Annotated in this window: 22 protein-coding genes; 6 read left to right on the top strand and 16 right to left on the bottom strand. The window is 71.6% G+C overall.

The annotated features are described in order from the left end of the window. Positions 1 to 3: 3 nt before the first annotated feature. The 6 genes from B5D66_RS21480 to B5D66_RS21455 form a co-directional block, all read right to left on the bottom strand. Positions 4 to 252: a hypothetical protein gene (locus tag B5D66_RS21480; RefSeq protein ID WP_078763610.1), complete on the bottom strand. Its 249-nt coding sequence runs from the start codon at positions 250 to 252 to the stop codon at positions 4 to 6. A gap of 133 nt (positions 253 to 385) precedes the next feature. Continuing rightward, positions 386 to 1,117, bottom strand: a complete 732-nt coding sequence (locus tag B5D66_RS21475; RefSeq protein WP_078763609.1) for a YqjF family protein — start codon at positions 1,115 to 1,117, stop codon at positions 386 to 388. Further along, positions 1,114 to 2,145, bottom strand: a complete 1,032-nt coding sequence (locus B5D66_RS21470) for a YihY/virulence factor BrkB family protein (protein ID WP_455429582.1) — start codon at positions 2,143 to 2,145, stop codon at positions 1,114 to 1,116. The genes B5D66_RS21475 and B5D66_RS21470 overlap by 4 nt, the downstream gene beginning before the upstream one ends. Continuing rightward, a complete protein-coding gene (locus B5D66_RS21465) occupies positions 2,142 to 2,402 on the bottom strand; it encodes a DUF4235 domain-containing protein (protein WP_078763607.1) in 261 nt (86 codons plus the stop codon). The genes B5D66_RS21470 and B5D66_RS21465 overlap by 4 nt, the downstream gene beginning before the upstream one ends. Beyond that, positions 2,399 to 2,677: a DUF3618 domain-containing protein gene (locus tag B5D66_RS21460; RefSeq protein ID WP_078763606.1), complete on the bottom strand. Its 279-nt coding sequence runs from the start codon at positions 2,675 to 2,677 to the stop codon at positions 2,399 to 2,401. The genes B5D66_RS21465 and B5D66_RS21460 overlap by 4 nt, the downstream gene beginning before the upstream one ends. Next, complete coding sequence (locus B5D66_RS21455; RefSeq protein WP_078763605.1) at positions 2,674 to 3,093, bottom strand: phage holin family protein; 420 nt, start codon at positions 3,091 to 3,093, stop codon at positions 2,674 to 2,676. Before B5D66_RS21455 ends, B5D66_RS21460 begins: the two co-directional genes overlap by 4 nt. A 147-nt stretch (positions 3,094 to 3,240) precedes the next feature. Between B5D66_RS21455 and B5D66_RS21450 the strand changes: the two genes are divergently transcribed. Next, the gene (locus B5D66_RS21450; protein WP_078763604.1) at positions 3,241 to 3,687 is read left to right on the top strand and encodes a DUF4442 domain-containing protein; all 447 of its coding nucleotides are present in this window, start codon (positions 3,241 to 3,243) and stop codon (positions 3,685 to 3,687) included. 165 nt (positions 3,688 to 3,852) lie between these two features. Further along, the gene (gene dnaN / locus B5D66_RS21445; RefSeq protein WP_078763603.1) at positions 3,853 to 5,007 is read left to right on the top strand and encodes a DNA polymerase III subunit beta; all 1,155 of its coding nucleotides are present in this window, start codon (positions 3,853 to 3,855) and stop codon (positions 5,005 to 5,007) included. A 36-nt stretch (positions 5,008 to 5,043) separates the two neighbouring features. Here the strand turns inward: dnaN and B5D66_RS21440 are convergent, their stop codons facing one another. The 3 genes from B5D66_RS21440 to B5D66_RS21430 form a co-directional block, all read right to left on the bottom strand. Continuing rightward, positions 5,044 to 5,469 carry a PPOX class F420-dependent oxidoreductase gene (locus tag B5D66_RS21440; protein ID WP_078763602.1) on the bottom strand — a complete coding sequence of 142 codons (426 nt, stop codon included), beginning with the start codon at positions 5,467 to 5,469 and terminating at the stop codon, positions 5,044 to 5,046. 361 nt (positions 5,470 to 5,830) lie between these two features. After that, positions 5,831 to 6,637 (bottom strand): DUF2786 domain-containing protein, encoded by an 807-nt coding sequence (locus tag B5D66_RS21435; RefSeq protein ID WP_144390248.1) that lies wholly within the window; start codon positions 6,635 to 6,637, stop codon positions 5,831 to 5,833. 173 nt (positions 6,638 to 6,810) lie between these two features. Next, complete coding sequence (locus B5D66_RS21430) at positions 6,811 to 7,248, bottom strand: hypothetical protein (protein ID WP_078763600.1); 438 nt, start codon at positions 7,246 to 7,248, stop codon at positions 6,811 to 6,813. A gap of 238 nt (positions 7,249 to 7,486) precedes the next feature. On the opposite strand from B5D66_RS21430, the gene B5D66_RS21425 reads away from it, so the two are divergent. Next, positions 7,487 to 8,293: a PhzF family phenazine biosynthesis protein gene (locus B5D66_RS21425; protein ID WP_078763599.1), complete on the top strand. Its 807-nt coding sequence runs from the start codon at positions 7,487 to 7,489 to the stop codon at positions 8,291 to 8,293. A 65-nt stretch (positions 8,294 to 8,358) separates the two neighbouring features. On the opposite strand, the gene B5D66_RS21420 is transcribed toward B5D66_RS21425, so the two are convergent. Continuing rightward, a complete protein-coding gene (locus tag B5D66_RS21420) occupies positions 8,359 to 9,309 on the bottom strand; it encodes an NUDIX hydrolase (RefSeq protein WP_078763598.1) in 951 nt (316 codons plus the stop codon). A gap of 188 nt (positions 9,310 to 9,497) precedes the next feature. Between B5D66_RS21420 and B5D66_RS21415 the strand changes: the two genes are divergently transcribed. Beyond that, positions 9,498 to 10,784, top strand: a complete 1,287-nt coding sequence (locus tag B5D66_RS21415; RefSeq protein WP_078763597.1) for a hypothetical protein — start codon at positions 9,498 to 9,500, stop codon at positions 10,782 to 10,784. Between the two features lie 3 nt (positions 10,785 to 10,787). Here the strand turns inward: B5D66_RS21415 and B5D66_RS21410 are convergent, their stop codons facing one another. The 3 genes from B5D66_RS21410 to B5D66_RS21400 are packed head-to-tail and all read right to left on the bottom strand — an operon-like array spanning position 10,788 to position 12,742. Beyond that, a complete protein-coding gene (locus B5D66_RS21410; protein WP_078763596.1) occupies positions 10,788 to 11,459 on the bottom strand; it encodes a hypothetical protein in 672 nt (223 codons plus the stop codon). A 50-nt stretch (positions 11,460 to 11,509) separates the two neighbouring features. Beyond that, positions 11,510 to 12,115: a DUF4352 domain-containing protein gene (locus B5D66_RS21405; RefSeq protein ID WP_144390243.1), complete on the bottom strand. Its 606-nt coding sequence runs from the start codon at positions 12,113 to 12,115 to the stop codon at positions 11,510 to 11,512. Between the two features lie 9 nt (positions 12,116 to 12,124). Beyond that, entirely contained in the window at positions 12,125 to 12,742 is a 618-nt protein-coding gene (locus B5D66_RS21400) for a hypothetical protein (RefSeq protein ID WP_144390242.1), read from the bottom strand. Between the two features lie 241 nt (positions 12,743 to 12,983). Here B5D66_RS21400 and B5D66_RS21395 point away from each other — a divergent pair, with 241 nt between their 5' ends. Beyond that, the gene (locus B5D66_RS21395) at positions 12,984 to 13,172 is read left to right on the top strand and encodes a hypothetical protein (RefSeq protein WP_078763593.1); all 189 of its coding nucleotides are present in this window, start codon (positions 12,984 to 12,986) and stop codon (positions 13,170 to 13,172) included. A gap of 373 nt (positions 13,173 to 13,545) precedes the next feature. Further along, complete coding sequence (locus tag B5D66_RS21390) at positions 13,546 to 16,593, top strand: AfsR/SARP family transcriptional regulator (protein WP_235001143.1); 3,048 nt, start codon at positions 13,546 to 13,548, stop codon at positions 16,591 to 16,593. Between the two features lie 61 nt (positions 16,594 to 16,654). Here the strand turns inward: B5D66_RS21390 and B5D66_RS21385 are convergent, their stop codons facing one another. The 3 genes from B5D66_RS21385 to B5D66_RS21375 form a co-directional block, all read right to left on the bottom strand. Beyond that, positions 16,655 to 19,018, bottom strand: coding sequence for a bifunctional SulP family inorganic anion transporter/carbonic anhydrase (locus B5D66_RS21385; protein WP_078763591.1), 2,364 nt, complete (start codon positions 19,016 to 19,018; stop codon positions 16,655 to 16,657). A gap of 167 nt (positions 19,019 to 19,185) precedes the next feature. Further along, positions 19,186 to 19,422 carry a hypothetical protein gene (locus tag B5D66_RS21380; protein WP_078763590.1) on the bottom strand — a complete coding sequence of 79 codons (237 nt, stop codon included), beginning with the start codon at positions 19,420 to 19,422 and terminating at the stop codon, positions 19,186 to 19,188. A 177-nt stretch (positions 19,423 to 19,599) separates the two neighbouring features. Continuing rightward, a complete protein-coding gene (locus tag B5D66_RS21375; protein WP_078763589.1) occupies positions 19,600 to 20,019 on the bottom strand; it encodes an STAS domain-containing protein in 420 nt (139 codons plus the stop codon). Positions 20,020 to 20,055 lie beyond the last annotated feature (36 nt).

Here is a 20,055-nt window from a genome sequence, read left to right as displayed (position 1 = left end):
GGGCTAGTCGGCCGTGGAGGTGACGGTCTCCCGCCACACGCCCTCGGGGCCCGCGTAGAAGCGGGTCTCGACGAAGAAGAGGCCGTTGGGCCCCGAGACCGCCCGCACCTTGGTGGAGTAGGCGCCCTTCGGCCCGGCCCACAGTCCCCCTTGCTGGAAGAAGGCGTCGGCCAGGGCCACGGTGGGGATGGCGAGGGTGAGCAGCAGGGCGGCCAGCAGGGTCGCCGCGCGGCGAAGAATCCTCATGGTCATGGTTGTTTCCCTCTCTCGGGGAAGAGACTGCTCCCGGGGATCGTGGGCGCGCCACCACGATTCCCGTACGGGAGGTGGCGGGCAAGCACGGCGGCATATGCGTGTGTCATCCCGGTGCGCGGTCCGACCGGCCTCAACCGGCCGTTCGGACCCGCCCGCCATAGGCGACCGAGGCCACGGCCCCGGGGGCCCACAGCACGGAGGAGGGCGGCTCCCGCGGGTCCGGCAGACCCGCCGCGGTGAGCAGGGCGGAGCAACCGTGGGCGGCCACCAGCGTGGCGTGGTGCAGCTCCCAGGGGCGGTGGGCGATGCGGACCCAGTGCGTGGCGCCCAGATGGCGCGTGTGCAGTCCCCAACGGGCGGTCACGAACACGTCGGGATCCGTCTGCTCGCTCTTCCGCGCCCCCGGCCGGACCCACACCCCGCCCGACACGCGGTCCCGCGGCCGGCGCCGGCGGCAGGCGTATCCGACCGTGCCGTCGGCGGCGCGGCGGACGGAGGCGTCGGACCAGGCGTAGGGAAGTCCCGCGAGCAGTCTCGCCGCCGCGACGTTGTGCGCGGAGTCGGCGTCCATCGACAGGAACACCACGCCGCGCCGGCCGTCGTCGTCCACCGAGTACAGCCGTACGTTGACCTCGGTGAACGAGCCGACCGGCACGGTGCCCAGCAGCCGGGTCCCCGTCACGCCGAACGCCACGATCCCGGCGTAGGTCACGCCGTTCAGCACGTCGGGCCGGGTCCCCGTGGGAAGGAGGTGTTCCACCGCCTCCGGGGGCAGCGCCCAGTGCAGGAAGGCGACGTCATGCCAGCCCTGGGTGAGCAGGACCGGGCCGGGAAGCGGGGGAGCGACGGGGGGAGGGGTCACTTCTTCTTCGCGTGCAGCCAAGGGAAACGCCTACTCGCCTTCCCGGGTTTCTTCTCCTTCGGTTCGTCGCGTAGTTCGACGTAGGGTTCCTCGGGCGAGGGGTGACCGGCCGCGATCGCCCGGCCTCGCTCGATCTCGGCGTTGAACTCCTCGCCCAGCAGGATCGCGATGTTGGAGATCCACAGCCAGATCAGGAAGATCACGACGGCGGCGAGGCTGCCGTAGGTCTTGTTGTAGGAGCCGAAGTTGGCCACGTAGAAGGCGAACCCGGCCGAGGCGACCAGCCAGATGAGGATCGCGAGCACGCTTCCGGGGCTGACCCAGCGGAATCCGCGCTTGGCGTTGGGCGAGGCCCAGTACAACAACCCGATCATGAACGTCACGATCAGCAGCAGCACGGGCCACTTCGCGATGTCCCACACGGTCACCGCGACCGAGCCGATGCCGAGCAGCCGGCCCACCCGGTCGGCGAGCCCGCCGGTGATCACGACCATGACGACGCTCGCCGTCAGCAGCACCACGAGCGTCAGCGTGACCCCGACCCGGATGGGCAGCGTCTTCCAGATCGGCCGCCCTTCGGGGATGTCGTAGACGATGTTCGAGGCGCGCATGAACGCCGCCACGTACCCCGACGCCGACCACAACGCCAGCAAGAGGCTGACCAGGCCGAACAGGCTCGCCGTCGCCTGGCTGCGTTGCAGGTTCTCGATCGCCGAGGTGAGGATCTGGGCGGTCTCCTCCGGGGCGAAACGCGACACGTTCTCGGTGATCACCGCGGTCGAGTCCTGCCCGGCCATGCCCAGCAGCGAGATGAGGACGAGCAGCGCGGGGAAGACGGCCAGAACCGCGTAGTAGGTCAGTCCCGCCGCCAGGTCGAGCAGGTTGTCCCCGCGGAACTCGGTGATGGTGCGGCGCAGCGACGCCCACCACGACGGCGCGGGCAGGTCGGTGGGACCGTCCGGTCCGCCGGCCTGGGGACGGTGGTCGTCGGGGCGGGCGTTGCCGCGCTCCTCTCTCCGGTGGCTCACTTGCCGGGCCACTTTCCGGTCACCCGGCGCACGCCGGTCGCGCCGGCGCGGTCGACGGCGGCCTTCACCAGGGCGAAGATGGCTCCCTGGAGGGCCGCGGCCAGCAGGACCTCGGTCCAGGTGCTGTCCTCCTTGGTGGCCTCCGGCGCGTCGTCTTGGCCCTTGAGGAGCTTCCACACCTGCTTGAACACCACGCCGGCGAGCAGACCGCTGAAGGCGCCCGCGGCCAGGCCGAAGGGCTTGTACAAGAACCTCATCGCGCGTTCCTCCCCCTGGTGCACAGGGCGACGATGGCGGCGGCCAGGACCCCGGTCGCCAGCGCCACGGCGACGCGCCGGACCTCGTCCCCACCGGCCCCGCCGCCCGAACGCACCGTGTGGGCCACCCGGGAGGCGCTCTCCTTGGCCCGGCTCTTCACATCGGCCTTGGCGGCGAGCGCCTCGACGGTCTCGCCCAGTTCCTCCCGGGTGCGGCTGATCTCCTCGCGGACCAGCGTGGTCTCGTCGGGGGTGTCGTCTCGGGTATGGCTCATCGGTGGACCCTCCCCTTGATCGCGCTGACGTCGGCCTGGACGCTGTGCGTCGTCTCCTCGGGCTTCAACGGCGCGGCGTCGGACACCTGACGGCGGCCCAGGAGCGCGAGCACCCCGGCGACGGCGAACAGCACCACCGCCACGATCAGGGCGGCGGCCCACGCGGGGAGGACCAGCGCGAGGGCGAGGACGATCGCGGCGATCAGCGTGCCGGTGGCGAACAGCGCCACGATGCCTCCGGCACCGAACATGCCGGCGCCCAGGCCGATGTGCCGGCCCTTCTCCTTCATCTCCAGTTGCGCCAACCGGAGTTCGTCGCGGACGAGGCGCGACATCTGTTCTGTCGCCTGTTTGACCAGCTCGGCAGTCGACGGCTCGGCGGCGTCGGACGGCCGGCCGGCGGTGGATCCGGCCATGGCGGTTTCCCCCTTCGTCCGGTTAGGTTCCGCTTCTTCGGCGACTGCCCAGCCATACGGGATCCAACCGCTCGGAACCGGGAGAAGGAGGGAAAGGGGCAGGGGTCGCCATTTTGGTTACTCGCGAGTAACATCTGGCCCATGACGATGAACCCCGACATGGTGAAGGCCGGGCTGCTCGCCACGGTCCCGTTCGTGCGCACCCTCGGCCTGGAGTTCGTGGAACTGGACGAGGACCGGGCCGTCATGCGCCTGCCCGACGACCCCGCCCATCACAACCACCTCGGCGGGCCGCACGCCGGGGCGATGTTCACGCTCGCGGAGTCGGCGTCGGGGGCGATCGTGCTCGGCGCGTTCCACGGACTGCTCGACCGGGCCGTGCCGCTCGCCGTCCGGGCCGAGATCCACTACCACAGGCTCGCGATGGGGCCGGTGACCGCCGAGGCCCGGCTCGTACGCCCCCGGGACGAGGTGGTCGCCGAATTCGACGAGGGGAGGCGGCCGGAATTCCCCGTCGAGGTCGGACTACGGGCCGAGGACGGCACGGGGACCGGCGCCATGACGGTCGTCTGGACGCTGCGTCCCCAGCGGTGACGAGGCGCGCTCCGAGGTTTCGGGGCGCGAGCGCGGCAATGCCTCCCCGCGCGCCGGGGTTTCGATCGGTGCTTGAGGGAAAGCTGTGGACGGACCCGACGATTGTCACCGCCTGTGGGTACGGTGACCTTGCCCGGGAGGCCGGGAAGACCATCGGGAGGCCGCGTGAAGTTCCGAGTTGATCGCGATGCGTTCGCCGACGCCGTCGCGTGGACGGCCCGGGCCCTGCCCGCGCGTCCCGCCGTGCCGGTCCTCGCCGGCATGCGCCTGGACGTTTCGGACAAAGCGACGGGTCAGGTCCGGCTGTCCGGTTTCGACTACGAGGTGTCGGCCCGGGCCGCGGTGGACGTCGAGGTCGAGGAGCCCGGTGACGTCCTGGTCTCGGGCCGGCTGCTCGCCGAGATCGCCCGCAACCTTCCCGACCACCCGGTCGAACTCGTCTCCGAGGGGCCACGGGTCCTCCTCACCTGCGGCGGCGCCAGCTTCACGCTGCTCACACTGCCCATCGAGGACTATCCGGCCCTCCCCGCGATGCCCGACCCCGTGGGTTCGGTCGGTGGCGGCGTGTTCGCCTCCGCCGTACGCCAGGTGGCCCCCGCCGCCAGCCGCGACGACACCCTGCCCATGCTCACCGGCATCCACCTGGCCTTCTCCGGCGATTCGCTGACCCTGGCCGCCACCGACCGCTACCGTTTCGCGGTCCGCGAGATCGGTTGGCGCCCCCACCAGTCCGGGCTGACGACCTCGGCCCTCGTCCCCGCGCGCACCCTGACCGACACCGCGCGTTCCCTTGTGGCCGGGCAGGACGTCGGCATCGCCCTGTCCACGGTCGGCACCGCCGAGCGGCCGGCCGGACACGGCGAGAGCATGATCGGGTTCGACAACGCCGGACGGCGCACCACCACCCGGTTGATCGACAGCGAGTTCGTCACCTATGAGTCCCGATTTCCCAAGGACTTCGCGGCCCGGGCCCAGGTCAACGCCGAGGCGCTCACCGAAGCGGTCAAGCGCGTGGCGCTCGTCGCCGACCGCAGTACGCCCCTGATGCTCTCCTTCTCCCAGGGGCGGGTCGTACTCGAAGCCGGTTCCGGTGACGACGCCCAGGCGCGCGAGGTCATCGAGGCGAGCTACATGGGCGATGACATGCGCGTGGCGTTCGGACCCCACTACTTCCTCGACGGACTCGGAGCGATCGAGTCCGACGATGTCCACCTCGGCTTCACCACTCCCACCCGGCCGGCCGTCATCTCCGACACGCCGGACGAGGTGACGGGACGGCCGGGCTTCCGCTATCTCGTGATGCCGCTGCGCATCACCTGATCCGGCCCGCGGACGTCCTCCGTTCGGGCACGCCCCTCAGTCGGGGCACCCCTCGTTGCTGCGGATCTCCTCGCCGTCCATGAGCGTCACCGCGTAGTACAACGTCCGATGGCGGAGCAGCCGATAGGACAACGGCAGCGCCCAACGTTGCAGAACGGGGTGGCTGCGCCCCAGCAGGAAGGCCGCCCGTCGGGCCTCGGCGCCTTCCAAGGGGCAGACCCTGCCGCGCGCTGCCGGACCGGCCGGCTCGCCACGGAAGGTGCAGGGCCTGATGTCCACGATCGGGTGGTAGCGCAGCCGCTTGGCCTTGCCCGAGTCCTCCCAGGTGCGGAACAGGACACGGTCCCCGTCCACGACGATGCTGACCGGGGTGTCGACCGCGGTCATTCCATCGCGGCGGTAGGTGGTCAACAGCGCTGTCTTGTAGTGACGCAGCGACGCGAGCATCGTGGCCGTGGACATCCTCGCCTCCCGGGGCCGTCGAACGCTACCTCTCTCCTTCCCCGTTCGGTGATCCATGTCACGTCAGGTCGGGCGGGGAGGTGAGGCGGAGAAACGGTCAGCGAGTCCCCGGAGATGGATTCGGGGAGAATTTGGCCGAATCCGGCCACTGGAAAATGTTTATCCACAGGAAAATTGAGTTGCTGTGGGTTATCCACTGCCTTCCACAGGGTTATCCACAGCTGTTATCCGCAGTTGTGCACAACTCGTGGACAATGGATGGGTCCGTCAGGGAGAATTTTCGCGGCTCTTCGGATAACGGACAGGACGTTTCTCCCGCGTGGAAAGTCGAAAATCGTGCCGAAGACGCCTGCGCGCCGTCTCAGTCGCCCTCGCTCAGCGAGGCCACCCGGCCGCCACCGACCGCGGTCTCCATGCCCAACTGCGCGTTGCGTCCGCGCAGGTAACCCGCGCGGTGCCCGGCCCGGTGGTGGGTCCGTTCCGGCCGGGTCGGCCGCAGCCGCGGGAAACGGCGCTCGAACTCCTCGTGCACCCGGTCGACATCGGCGCGCAGTACCAGTTCGGCCCCCCGCGAGGCGGTCGTCCCGCCGGTGACGCCGTCGCCCTCCTCCGACACGGTGGGGTTCTCCTGCAGGCGCGCGCGGAACTCCCGGATGCGCTCGGCCACCGCCGCGCCATAGGCGCGCACGAACGACCGGTAGAAGCGGTTGCGTTCGGTGGCCAGGGCCGAACGGTCGTAGTTGCGCAGCGCCCGGAGCCCCGCGACGTGCTCCCGGGCCGAATGCCGAGCGGACACCTCCATCTGCATGCTGATCGACGGCAACAGCACGCGCAGCGAGTCCAGCGCGGTGACCGTGCCGACGATGATCAGCGTCCGTTCGGTGTTCGCCGAGGTGTTGCCCCGTACGGCGGATTGGCAGCCGTAGGCCGACGCGATGGCGGCCAGCGCCTTGACCCGGGCCTTGCCGTGCCCGCCCACACCCGACACCGGAAAGTCCAGCCGCGACACCGACTCGGCGGCCTCGCCGCGCTGGACGCGTGCCTCGGCCTCGGCGATCGCGTGCCGGGTCATCAACTCGGCGGCCTTGGCGGTGAACGCCTGGCTCTCGGCGTCGGTGACCGAGGGATCCTCGGCCATGCGGAGAAGGCCGCGGACCCGCTCGACCATCTTGCGGCGGGCCTCGGAGTTCGGCTCAGTGGGCATGCGGCCCCCAACGGGTGGGGACCCGGACGGCCGCGGCCCACGGTCCTGTGGTGTCCTGCTGGTCCTTCTCAGTCGACATAAAGCGGTGGTCGTCCCAACGTCTCGCCTGGAAACCGGCCGGGCGGCCGGTGCGGCGCTCAGGCCGCCCTGTTCCCCGCGACCATACCGATCAGGCCGAGGATCACCCAGATTACGGCGGCCGTGCCGACTCCGGCGACGATCGCGCCGAACAGGCCGCTGACCAGCGCGCCACCCAGCGCCGCGGCGATGAACGAGACGACCGCGGTCCCCGCGCCGCCCAGCGCGGCCGGCGCCATGGCGAACCGCCAGGGGTACTGACCGGCGTAGCGTCGCGCCCGACGGTCGCCCTTCTTGCCCAGGAGCGCGACGCCGCCTCCCACCAGCGAGAAGAAGAAGATCGCGGTGGTCAGCGAGCCGGCGACCGGGAAGGAGCTCAGGTTCAGTAGGAAATGGGCCACGCCCGTGACCGCCCCGGCGGCCGTCGCCGTGCCCCAGGGCCAGATCATCGTCGCTGATGCGACGGGGGTGAAGGCGTTACCGCGCTCCAGCGTCATGTCCGCTCCTCACGTCGTCAACGGTGGCGGCGCGGTAGGGAAGTGCCGCCCCGACACCAGCAGCATGCCCCGGCGAGGGACGGGGCACATCAGGGCACGCCCCTGATATACCCCCGATCCGGGGACGGGATACTCGGTCACCGGCCCTCGGCCGGGACCCGTTACGACAACGAACCGGCGCCCCCGGGAGTGCCCGCCGCGTCCGGTCCCTCCTCTGCGGCCTCGGTAGCCTGGCCACATGCCCCGATTCCGTGTCGTCGACGCCTTCACCGATCAGCCTTTCGGCGGCAACCCCGCCGCCGTCCTCGTCCTCGACGAGCCCTACGAGGACTCCTGGGCGCAGCGCGTCGCCGCCGAGTTCAACCTGTCCGAAACCGCCTTCCTGCGCCCCCTCGATGGTGACGGCGCCGACTACGAGCTGCGCTGGTTCACCCCCCGCACCGAGGTGGCGCTGTGCGGACACGCCACACTGGCGTCGGCGCACGCGCTCCTGGAGGACGGGGTCAGCGGCCCGATCCGCTTCGCCACCCGCCACAGCGGGACGCTGACCGTCACCCACCGCGACGGCAGGCTGTGGATGGACTTCCCCGTCAACCCCGCCGAGGCCGTCGCCGAACCCGAGGGACTGGCCGACGCGCTCGGCGTGCGCCCCCTACGGGTCTCGTCGGGACGCACCGACGACATCGTCGTCGAGGTCGCCGACGAGCAGACCGTCCGTGGGCTGACGCCGGATCTCACCGCGCTACGCGCGATGCCCTGCCGCGGCGTCACGGTCACCGCGCTCGCCGACCCGGACCGCCCCTACGCGTTCGTGTCGCGTTTCTTCGCCCCTCGGGTCGGCGTTCCGGAGGACCCGGTGACCGGGAGCGCCCACACCGTGCTCGCCCCCTACTGGGCCGAACGGATCGGGCGGACCTCCTTCGACGCCTTCCAATGCTCGGCGCGCGGCGGACTGCTCAGCATCGAGCTCCCGGCCGGCGCGCCGGACCGGGTCCACATCGGAGGCGGCGCGGTCACCGTCAGCGAGGGCGAGCTGCGCGTCTGACGCCACGCCCCAGCGGGTGTCCGCGGGGCGGGGTGCGAGACGGCGGTCTCGCACCCCGCCGCCGGTCAGCCGGCCCCACCGGCGCGAGGATCGGTTTCGGGCCCGCCCAGCAGGCCCAGCAGCCACGACGGCGGCGCCACGGCGGCGCCCGCGCACCGTTCGGCGAACCCGCGGTCGGAGGTGACGGGCACCGGCGTCCAACCGGAACGGGCGTGACGCTCCGCGAGCGTGGCGACGTCGGCCACCACCTCGACCCCGGGGGCCGGCGCGAGCCGCGGGCCGCCTTCCCCGGTGACCAGCGCGATCGTGGGGAACCAGCGGTGCAGGGGGACCAGGTCCAGCTCCGGCGGCAGGTCCGCGCCGCTCAGCCCCGCCGCCGCCAGGGTGGCGAGCCCGTCGCGCAACCGCTCCACCGGGGAGCGCGGGTCGCCCGCGCGTCCATCGGGCAGGAGCCGGACCAGCTCGGTCGCGGGCACGATGAGCAGCGGACGCCGGGTCAACGCCCGGCGCACCTGCGGCCAGATCACGCCGAAGGCGGGCAGCAACGGCAGTGAGGCGACCTCCTCGACCGGCACCCAGCGGATCGCGGCGCTCTCGGAGTTGCCCGGGGAGAACTCACCCGGCTCCGGCAGGCGCCCCAGCACCGTGTCGTAGTGCCACACGACGTGGTCCTGCCGGTGGACGCCGTCCAGGCAGACCCGGCCGAGATCACCCTCGACCTCCTCCCCGAACTCCCGCACCGCCCCTTGGACGGAGGACTCGCCGCTGTTCAACGCGCCACCGGGCATGCCCCATGTGTCGCCCTGGTGGCTCCACCAGGCGCGGTGCTGGAGGAGGACCTGGCCCCGGCCGGCCGCGTCGGCCGCGTACAACAGCAGCCCCGCGGCCCCGTACCGGCCCCAGCGCCGGGAACCGTCGGGAAGGGTCACCCAGCCGTCACCGTCGCCCTGGGGGACGTCTCCGGGGACATCATGGGGACGCCAGACAGGGGCGTCCTCCTCACCGCTCGCGCGCATCCGACGTCCTCTCTCCTCTCCTACGGGACCGGACAGACCCGTCTCCGCCAGCTTGCCCGCTGGACGGGAACGGGACCAGGGCCCTCGTCCTCTCGTGGATGAAGCGGTGACCACGGCCCCGCCTATTCCACCGGCACCCGCCGGCCGGCCGCCCACGGAAGACCGGCCGGGGTTAGGATCTCGGACCGATGAACGGTCAGGCGGTCTCCGCCGCGCGGCTCCCGCTCTACGCTCTCGCCCTGGCGAGGCGGTACTGGGCGCCGTTGCTGTGCGTCCACACCGTCGGGGTGTTCCTGCACTGGGCGGTCCTGCGGGGCATGGTCCTCCTCGAACGGGTCGATCCCGTGGCCGCCCTCGCGGGGTTGAGCGTCGCCGTCCTGACGACGTTGACGGCCACGATCGTCATGCTCCACCTGCTCGTCCCCGGCCTGCCCACGCTCCAGGCGGAACTCCTGGCCCGGCGCGCCCGCGGCGTGCGCTCCGCCACCCTCGCCGAACGCGAGCGCAGGGTCGTCGACGCGATCGCGACCGCGGTCCTCCCCTTCCTCCTCCTCTACAGCGCCTGGGGCATGTTCGCCGAGGAGTACCGTCGATACGCGGTGGAGCTGATCAACCACAGCGGCATCCAGGCCTACACCGACCAGCTCCAGATCGACGCGCTGGGACCGCCCCTCGTCGCCGCGCTCGTCTGCCTGGCCGGCCGCGTGGTGGTGGAACGGCTCTACCACCGCGGCGGTGCTCCCGGGCTGGGGGTGCTCACCGCGCTGTTCGAGGCGAACTGGATGTTCTTCGCGGTGTTCTCGGTGGTACGGCTGACCGACCAGGCGAGGCAGTGGGTGGCCTCCCGCGCCGTGGTGGCCGAACTCCATGACGCCGCCGCCGACCTGGTGGCCCTGGCCGGGGACCTCACCGGGCTTCCGCTCGGCGCGGCCTGCGCGGCGCTGTTCGCCCTGGTCTCCGGGGGGTGGGAGCAGCTCAAGGACGCCGTGCTGGAGCCCCTGATGTGGCTGGCGATCGTCGCCGTGATCTTCGGCGCGGAGATCGACCGGGCCGAGGCGGTGCTGCGTGGCGACGCCCGCGCGGCCAGGGTGCGCGCGGCGACGCGACGCCTGCCCCGGCCGCTGCGCGGTGTCGCCGGGATCACCGCCCGGGACCTGCGCGAGAAGTACGCGCCGTTCCTCAACGCGATCCGGTTCGTGCTGCGGGTCGGACCGGTCTTCTTCCTGACGCTGTGCCTGTGCCACGTCCTGCTGGAGGCCGCCGAGGGATGGCTGCGGCGCGGCGTCCATCTCGTCGTCGGCCCGCACGACTTCCTCGGCTGGTGGTGGCAGTGGCTCGAACCCCTCGCCTTCGCCACGGGAGCGTTGCACGAGGTGCTGCGCGTGTGCCTGCTCGCCGCGGCCTTCGAGCTGGCGTTGCGGGCCCTGGCCGGTCACAGCGTCGGCCGGCGTGTTCGGCCCGCTCCCGCGGGCTGAGGCTCAATCCCGGAACTCCACCGCCGCGGGCCGGGGACGCTCGGGATCCTCCGACGTGTCCGCGCGCACTTGGAGGCGCAGGGAGCCGACCGCGTCCTCGGGGACGAGGAACGTCGCGATCATCGGCTGTCCCGTCCCCGGTGGGACCGGTTCGGCGTCGGGACCGGAGCAGCCCGGCCATGTCTCCACGACCTCCTCGGGCAGTGTCCGGCCCGTCTGCGCGGCGGTCTGCGCCCAGGACCGGCCGCGATCGTCGACCAGCCGGAACTCGCACGAGGACTGGAGCAGCCGGCCGGCCCGCGCGTCACGCGGCGTCGCCACGACCACGGCGTCGACCAGCTCCGTACCCGCGGGGAGCGGGGTGAGGGACCCGTCGGTCGCCCCGGTGACGAAGCCGCGGAACTCCCAGTCGGTTCCGGCGAGTTCCGCGGTCGCCCCGGCCCCGGTGCCGTTCGCGGGGGCGGCCGAGGGAGGCATGGCACCCTCCGCCAGGAGCTCGGAGCGTTCCAGCCACCACGGCAGGCCGACGGCGAGGGGAAGCAGGACCAGCAGCGCCGCCACCGGGCGCACGTCGTGGCGGCGCCACCGGGCCGGACGGCGTGGAGCGGGGCCGCCCGGTTCCGCGGATCCGGGCGCGACGGTGGGGGTGGGGCGGGCGGGAGGGGATCCGTCCATGTTCGCTCCTGTCCGTTCTCCTCCCGTCGACCGGAACCGGGGCAGGGCGGTCAACGGGGATCGGGGTGGCCGTACTCGACCGGTGGGACGGTGGTCTCGGCGGCGTCGGCGGTCAGCCGCCGCAGTTCGGCGGGGGACAGGCCGAGGTCGACGACCGCCTCGGCCGCCAGCCGCGTGTCCAGCCCCTCGCTCACGGTCACCCTGAGGACGGCGCGGGTGAGACGCTCCGGCGGAAGCTCGAACACGAACGCCCCCCGGACCGCGATGCCCGGGTCCAACTGGGGGCTCTGGGAGTTCAGCGTGCTCGACAGGCGGGTGACGGCCGAGTGGGTGTAGCCCCCACCGGTCTCCAACAGGACGGGAGAGGCCACGCGCGAACTGGTGGAGGTGGAGGTGAGGACGGCCGGGACGACGACCCAGACCCCGTTCGCGGTCTCCCGCGAGCCCTCCCCGAACAGGTCCTCCTCCACCACCGTGCGGGCGATCCGCACCTCCCCCACCTCGATGGTGAATCCGCGCGCGTCGACGACCTCGCCCGCCTCGCCGGCGTGGGCGATCGGCGCGGTCACGTCCTCGGGGGCGGGCACCAGCTCGTGCGCCGCCGCGACGAGCGCCAGCAGCAGGAGGCTCACGGCCACGGTCGTCGGTCGACGCACGGATCCCCCTCAGTCCAGCCCGGTGGTGACGGCGACCTCGCCGGCGACCTCGTCCGTGGACCACCAGTAGGAGGACTCGTCGGCGAACCCGGGCCGGAACTCGGCCTCCTTCACGGTGACCCGGACCCGCCCGTCCCCGTCGGGGCGGGCCCCTTCCGCCAGCGGCAGCTCCACCAGCACGGTCTCGGGCATCTCCGGTTGCACGTGGGTGAGAAGGTCGGCCGGGGCACGTTCCAACGTGATGCTCCCGTAGCCCTCGGCGCGCGATCCGGACGGTTCCGTGCGCACCTCCAGCATGTCGATGAAGAAGGAGGTGGAGACCGGTTCGTCGGCGTGGGACGTGAGTTCGGCCCGCAGGGTGACCGAGGGGCCGCCGAGGCCGCCGGATCCGGCGGAGGCGATCTCCGCCCCGTGCACGGTGATCGTCAACAGGTCGTTGCGCACGGCGGTACCGGGAGGCAGCGGCACGTCCTCCCGCGCGCGCTCCAGGCCACCGGACAGCCACAGCGCGAACAGCAGCGCGGCGACGGTAAGGGCGAACACGCCGGCCGCGGCAGCGCGCAGCACGGGACTCCGGGGCAGCAGGTCCCCCGGTGACGGTCCGTCTTCGGGCGCGTGGTGGGCCACGGGGGAAGTGTAGGGCGGGAGGGAGGGCGGCGTTCGGCCGCCTTCGCCCGATCCGTGCTGCTTTCGAACGGTGGGAGCCGAGGGGATGTGGATCGAAAGCAGACTGAAAGCGCTCCGGAACCGGCCGTTCCTAGGGTGATAACCACTCTGCGAGACCGGTTTCCGCGGGAGGACGGCCCGCGGGCACCGGTCTGGCGGTCTTCTACGGCCAGGACCTCTTCACGAGCTAGGGAGAACAGCGATGCAGCGGATGCCGGCGGCGGTCCAGGAATGGGTGGACCGGGAGTTTTGGGGGATCGTCGCCGGGCTCGGGGACACGTTCACGGCCAAGATGAGGCCCTACAGTGACGATCCCCAGCCGCATGAGGAGGAGCTGGAGCCTTGGGAGTCCGAGGCCGATGGGGACGACGACGGGATCGAGTGGCCCTAGGCCTTCATGAACCTGAGAATGGATGCTAGACCTTCACCTATTTGAGGGAGTTGTCATGGGCCGAGTAATCGTCGTTGACGACCGGCGTGCTGACGCCGAGTTCCAGAGGATCGTTCGAGGGCTGGGAGTACGAGCGAAGCTCCGCCCATACAAGGACGACCCCGAGCCCGAGGTGGCACAGCCTCAGGCCGATCCGGTTCCGGGCACGGCCACCCCGTCGCCTGCTCCGGTGCCGCAGCCCGCGGAGAAACCTCAGGGCTGAGCCGAGGGTGGAATAAGACCACCGCATCCACGCTTTTCGGGGAGAGGAGCGTGGATGCGGTTTCTTATAAAGGGCTAAAAGAGCACAAATGGCCTTGCTACAGTGCCGTTTGTGGATTTCGGCGTGCTCGGCCCCATCGCGGCGTGGCAGGACGGGAAATCGGTTCCCGTCGGCGGACCGCGCCAGCGGTGTGTCCTCGGTGTGCTCCTGGTCGAGCTCGGTAAGGAGGTGACGGTCGAGCGGCTGATCGACCTGCTGTGGGACGGTGATCCGCCCCGCACCGCCCGCTCGATCATCCAGGTTCAAGTCTCTCATCTGCGGCGTAGTTTTCCGGGGCTCATCCAGACGACCGCGGGGGGCTACCTCGCGCAGACCGATCCGGACCAGGTCGACCTCCACCGCTTCCGGAACCTGGCCGCTCGGGCGCAGGAACGTGGAGCCACCGAGGAGGCCGCCGCCCTGTGGGAGGAGGCCCTGGCCTGCTGGCGGGGTCAGCCGTTCTCGGGGACGGGCTCGGAGCTGCTGTGGTACACGGTCTGTCAGCCGCTCCTGGAGGAGCGGTGGGCGGCGGTAGCGGCCTGGGCGGAGGTCGACTTCGCCCTGGGGAACCACGTCGAGCTCGCGGCACGGCTCACCCCCCTCGTCCGCAAGGACCCGCTGCGCGAACGCCTGCACTTCCTGCTGATCTCGGCGCTGTACCGCTCCGGCCAGCGGCTGACCGCGCTCTCCACGTTCCACGAGGTGCGCAAGGCGCTGGCCGAGGAGCTGGGGGTCGACCCCGGACGTGACGTCATGGAGCTCTACGAGCGGATGCTCCACGACCACGACACCGATCCCGCCGCGGAGGCCGCGAGGGAGGAGCCGGCGGAGACCGCCTCTCCTCCCGGTAAGGCCGAGACGGCCTCCCCGGGACTTTCGGACGGGCAGCCGGCACGCAACGACCTGCCACGCGACATCCCCGACTTCACCGGCCGCGAGGCCGACCTGGACCGCATCCTGGAGATCGGCGCCCGCGGTGAGGAACGCGCCGAGGTCTGCGTCATCACCGGACCCGGCGGCACGGGCAAGACGACCCTGGCCATCCACGCGGCCCATCGGCTGGCCGACCGTTATCCCGACGCGCAGCTTTTCGTCGACCTCTACGGGCACACCGTGGATCAGGAGCCGGTCACGGCGCGGACGGCGTTGGCGAGCCTGCTGCGCGCGATCGGCGTGGACCCGGAGGCCCTCCCCGACGACACCGACGAACGAGCCGCCCTGTGGCGCGCCTCGCTGGCGGGCAAGCGGGTCCTGGTGGTCCTCGACAACGCCGCCACCTCCCGTCAGGTCCTCCCGCTGCTGTCGGCCGCGGCGGGCTCGCTGACGATCGTCACCAGCCGGCACGACCTCGCCGGCCTCAGCGGTACCCGTTACGTCGCGCTGGGCATGCTCGACACCGAGACGTCGGTGGACTTCTTCACCACCGTCCTCGGGGCGGAGCGTGTCGGCCGGGAGCCGGACGCCGCCCGCAGGGTCGTCGCCCTGTGCGGTGGACTGCCGCTGGCCCTGCGCATCGTCGCGGGCCGGATGCTCAGCCGGCCCCGGTGGACGTTCCGGCACGTCGAGGAGCGGCTGGGGCAGCAGCACCGTCGGTTCCACGAGCTTCGTATCGAGGGGCAGAGCGTCGAGGCGGTCTTCGAACTGTCCTTCCAGAGCCTCAACGCCGAGCAGCGGGAGACCTTCCTGCGGCTCGGCCTGATGATCGGCGGAAGCGTGGACCTCTACGGTGCCGCCGCGCTGATCGACCGGGACCCCCCCGACGCCGATGACCTCATCCAGGAACTGGTCAGCGTCTGCCTCGTCGACGAGCAGGGGGTGGACCTCTACCGCTTCCACGATCTGATCGGCGCCTACGCCCGGCACCGTGCGTTCCAGGAACTGGACGAGGAGGAGATCGCGGAGAGCCGGCGCCGGCTCGGCGCCTACTACCTGCGTGCCGCTCAGCGCGCCACCGAATGGCTGGGGCCACGCGCCCACGACTACGAGGTGGGGGAGGCGGCCGACTCCAGGTACCGCGAGGAGTGGCGCAGCAGGTCCGAGGCCGTCGACTGGTTCGACAAGCACCGCGAGAACCTGGCATCGATGGTGAGCCACTACGCGGAGAGCCGGCAGGGGCGCAACGCCTGGCAGCTGGCCCACGCGCTCTGGCGCTTCTACGCGGTGCACGGGCAGACCGAGCTGTGGCTGAGTACCCACGAACAGGCGCTCGACGCGAGCAGGGCCGATAACGACGACATGGGAAGCGCCGTCACCCTGGTCGGTCTCGGCATCGCGCACTGCCTGTCCGGACGGCTCGAATCGGCGCTCTCCCTGCTGGAGGAGGCCAGGGAGATCTTCGTCCGCCTTGGAGATGAGGCGGGTGAGATCCGGGTCTTCGCGAACCTCGCCGTCGTGTACGAGCGCATGGGGCGTTACGAGGAATCCGCCGCGGCACTGGACCGGACCATCGCCTATGCCGTCGCCACCGGTGATCAGGCGCTCGAGGCGCTGCAACGGACCAATCTCGGAGGTCTCCACCAGGCCATGGGCAATCTCGAAGAGGCCGTCCGGCACTGTGAGGCCGTCCTGCGTATCCAGGTGGAGCCCGGATCGATGGCCACACACGCCTCCGCGCTGCGCACCCTGGGCGAGGTCAACACCAGGCGGGGTGACTACGCGACAGCGCGGGAGCAGCTGGAGAGGGCGCTGCGGCTCTTCCTCGACATGGGGGACACCACCGGGGAGATCTACACCCGTAACAACCTCGGCTGCGTGCTGCGGGAGACCGGGGACATCGAGGGCGCGCTCGCCGCGCACCGGCTCGCGTTGGAGCTCGGGGAGAAGACCGCGCAGCGCAGCGCCGAAGCCGAGGTCCTCAACGACCTCGCCGTCACCTACGCTCGCGCCGGGCGGTACATCGAGGCGCGTTCCTCGCACGAGGAGGCCCTCGACCTGGCCAGGGACCGCAACGAGCGTTACGCCGAGGCCAAGGCACTGGCCGGGCTGGCCGCGCTCCCCGCGAGCACGGTCCCCGCGGACGAGGCGCGTTCCCTGCTCTCCGAGGCCGCCGAGATCTTCGCCGAACTGGGCGTCCCCGAGGCCCAGGAGGCGGCCGGGGAGCTGAAGCGCAGGGAGGGCTGACGGGGGTGTCGACGGGGGCGGGGGCCCGGTGCCTCTCCCTCCCGGGCCCCCGCCCGCGTGGTCAGTGCTCGCCGACGCCGGCGGGCGGATGGCTCCCGGCGTCCGTCTCCGGGGAGGCGGCCGGGTCCGAGCCGGCCGGCGGGGCCGGACGGGCCGGCCCGCCCTCGGCTCCGACGCCCACCGGCCCCTCGCCGGCGGGCAGGAACAGCCCCGACTCCCGGTCCAGGACGTGGACCTGCGCGGTGAGGATGTCGTAGTAGAGGCCGACGAGTTCGAGCTCGCCGGCCGCCACCCGTCCGCGCACCAACGGGTAGGTCATGAGGTTGTCGAGCTGCCGGACGACGTTCCCGCGGCTGGCGCGGTTCCAGGCGGCCTCGTGGGTCTCGCCGGGAGCGACGGGCTGCGATCCGGCCTGGCAGCCGCCCAGGGCCAGCCACGTCCGCACGCCGGGAGACACCGCTTCGGGGTCCTTCAGAACGGCCTCGGCGGCGCCGCAGCGCGAGTGCCCGCACACCGCGATCGAGCGCACCCCGAGCACGCCGATCGCGTATTCGAGGGTGCCCAGGGTCCCCGCCTCGGCCTCCCCGGCGCGGTAGGCGGGGACGATGTTTCCGACGTTGCGGATCGTGAACAGGTCCCCTGGCCCGCTCGCGGTGAACAGGTTGGGCACGATGCGCGAATCGGCGCAGGCGATGAGCAGGGTGTGGGGGCGTTGCGCGGTCGACAGCTCGGCCATGACCGGGCGTAGCCGCGGTGCGACGGCCATGTGGTAGTCGCGCGCCCCGGAGAGCAGCAGTGACGTCGAGGAGTCGGCCGTCCCGGCCTCGGGGGCACGTCCGTGGCCGCGCGGCCGCAGCCAGTGCCGCATCGGCGGGACCGGTGTCTTGCGGTTCGGGAGCGAGCCGCTGACCCCGCCCTCGTACCAGTCCTCGTGGAGTTCGTCGATGTCGACGCGCCCGCCGCCGCGCTCGTGCGCGACCCGCCAGGAGTGGATGGCGTCGAACGCGGCGTTGTCCATGAAGTCGACGTGCAGGTCGAGGTCGACGTCGGTGCCCGGGGGGATCTTCGACAGGACGCCCGAGACCCGGGGCACCGCGAGGAAGGTCAGGGACCCCTCGATGACGACGTGGTGGCGCCGGCCCACGGAGCGGGTGCGCACGGTGGTGCGGGTCAGCCGGCGCAGCGCGGCCACGAAGGCCAGGACCAGACCGATGATCACGCCCTCGACCAGGCCGAGGAACACCACGCTGAGAAGCGTGACGATGTAGACGTGCCGTTCACGGTGGGCGCGCAGCCCCCGGATGTGGGCGATGTCGACCATTTTCATGCCGGTGAAGACCAGCAGGCCGGCCAGCGCCGCCATGGGGATGAACTCGATGATCGAGGACAGGGTGATGACGAACAGGAGGATCCACGCCCCGTGCAGGAAGGCCGAGACGGGGGTGCGGGCGCCCGCCTGCACGTTGGTGGTGCTGCGGACGATCACGCCCGCCACGGGGAGGCCGCCGAGCAGGCCCGAAACCGTGTTGGCGGCGCCCTGGCCGACCAGTTCGCGGTCGAGCCGGGCGCGGCGACCGTCGTGCAGGCGGTCGACGGCGACCGCGCAGAGCAGTGATTCGACGCTGGCGACGAGCGCGATCGTCGCGACGCCCGCGGCGACACCGGCGTAGTTCCCCTCGGGGAGCGTCGGGGCCAGTCCCAGGCCCTCCGACAGCGCGGGCAGCGACACCCGCTCGACGTCGAGGTCGAACGCCAGGCTCACCGCGGTGGCGGCCGTGATCGCGGCCAGGGGGCCGGGGACACGGCGTAGCGGGAGCCAGGGGAGGAGGGGCATCCGGCCCCAGGCCAGGAGCAGGGCTACGGTCACCAGGCCCACGGCGACCGAGGCCGTGTGGTTGTGCAGGAGCTGACCGGGGAGCTCGCGCAGGTTGACGATGGGGGAGCTCTCGGCGGCGCCGCCCAGGACGACGTGGATCTGGGCGAGGGTGATGGTGACGCCGACGCCCGCCAGCATCCCGTGGACGACCGCGGGGGAGACGGCGAGTGCCGCCCGCGCGATGCGCAGCGCCCCCAGCAGTATCTGGACGACGCCGGCGAGCGCGGTGATCAGGCAGGTGGTGGCCCAGCCGTGGGCGGCCACCAGTTCGGCGACGATGATGGTCAGTCCCGCGGCCGGTCCGCTGACCTGCACCATCGACCCGCCGAACAGGGCGGCCAGCATGCCGCCGACCGCGGCGGCGATGAGGCCGGCCACAAGGGGCGCGTCCGAGGCGACGGCGATGCCCAGCGACAACGGGACCGCGACCAGGAACACCACGAAGGAGGCCGGGAGGTCGTGGCGGAGGTGCCCGCCCAGACGCTCGCGGAGGCCCGGCGGCGCGTGGCCGCCCACGTGATAGGCGCGTGTCTCTTCGGCGATTCGCATGACACTCCACATAGATGAGGAAACGGAGGAAGTCGCGACTCTGTGTTATCGAGCGCTTCCGCTGTGTTTCAGTGTGGAGTGTTCCCGTGACACTGTGTGGCGATAACGCGCAGTTGCCGAAAGGTTACCCTTCGATTGGCGCGCTTGTCAAATGGGAGTGGTGGAGATCACAACCGATGGCGTCGCTGCGGCTCGGAGGCGACGCTGCGTAGCCGGGTCACCGGCCGTACCAACACCGCGCCGCTCTCCTCCCGAGGTTCGGGGACGCCCGCGGCGGCGATGTCGGCCAGGACACGGCCCAGGCCGCCGGGGATGAGTTCCTCGCGTTCCATCACGTCCAATACGCCGTCCAGTAGCTCGCCGTCGTCCAACTCGGCCCAGTCGATGTCGCTTCGCTCGCCCATCGGTCTGCTCCTCCGGGTCCGCGGGCTTGTCGTGTCCGGTCCCACCACTTCGGTGGGACCGGTCCGGGGAGTGGGCGGGGAGGGACACCCGGTCCGGACAGGAGCATCCGTTCCCGGTCGGCGGAGAGCAAACATCCCTGCCCCCTGAAAGCGTGGTGGAGAGGAGTGTGGAGAAGCCTACGCGGGGCCGCGCCGAGTCGTGTCCGCGACGTGGGAACCGCAGGTGGGAGCGGGAGACGAGGGGGCGCCGGGGGCGCTTGCCAGGGCCTCGTGCAACGTGGTGTGCAATCGGAAAATGAAGTCGGCCCCGGCCAGTTCGAAGACGCGCCGAACGGTCGGATGCGGCACGACGACGTCCAGCAGGACCCCGGCCTCCTCCGCGGGGCCGCGCACCCGCAACAGGATGGCCAGACCGCTGGAGTCGCAGAACGTGCACCCCGACATGTCCACCACCAGACGTTCGGGGCGCTCCTCCAGCAGAGCGAGCGCCTGCTCGGTGGCCGCGTCCCTGACGTAGTAGTCGACCTCCACCGGCATCTCGATGACGACGGCGGTACCGATCCGGTGGACCGGAAGCGCTTTGTCCTCGGGGTTCACGTCTTCTCCAGTACGGGGCGGGGGATGGGGACACAC

Origin of the sequence: Marinactinospora thermotolerans DSM 45154 (genome assembly GCF_900167435.1) — a bacterium.
GTDB lineage: Bacteria > Actinomycetota > Actinomycetes > Streptosporangiales > Streptosporangiaceae > Marinactinospora > Marinactinospora thermotolerans.
This window is presented reverse-complemented; position numbering and strand designations above follow the sequence as displayed.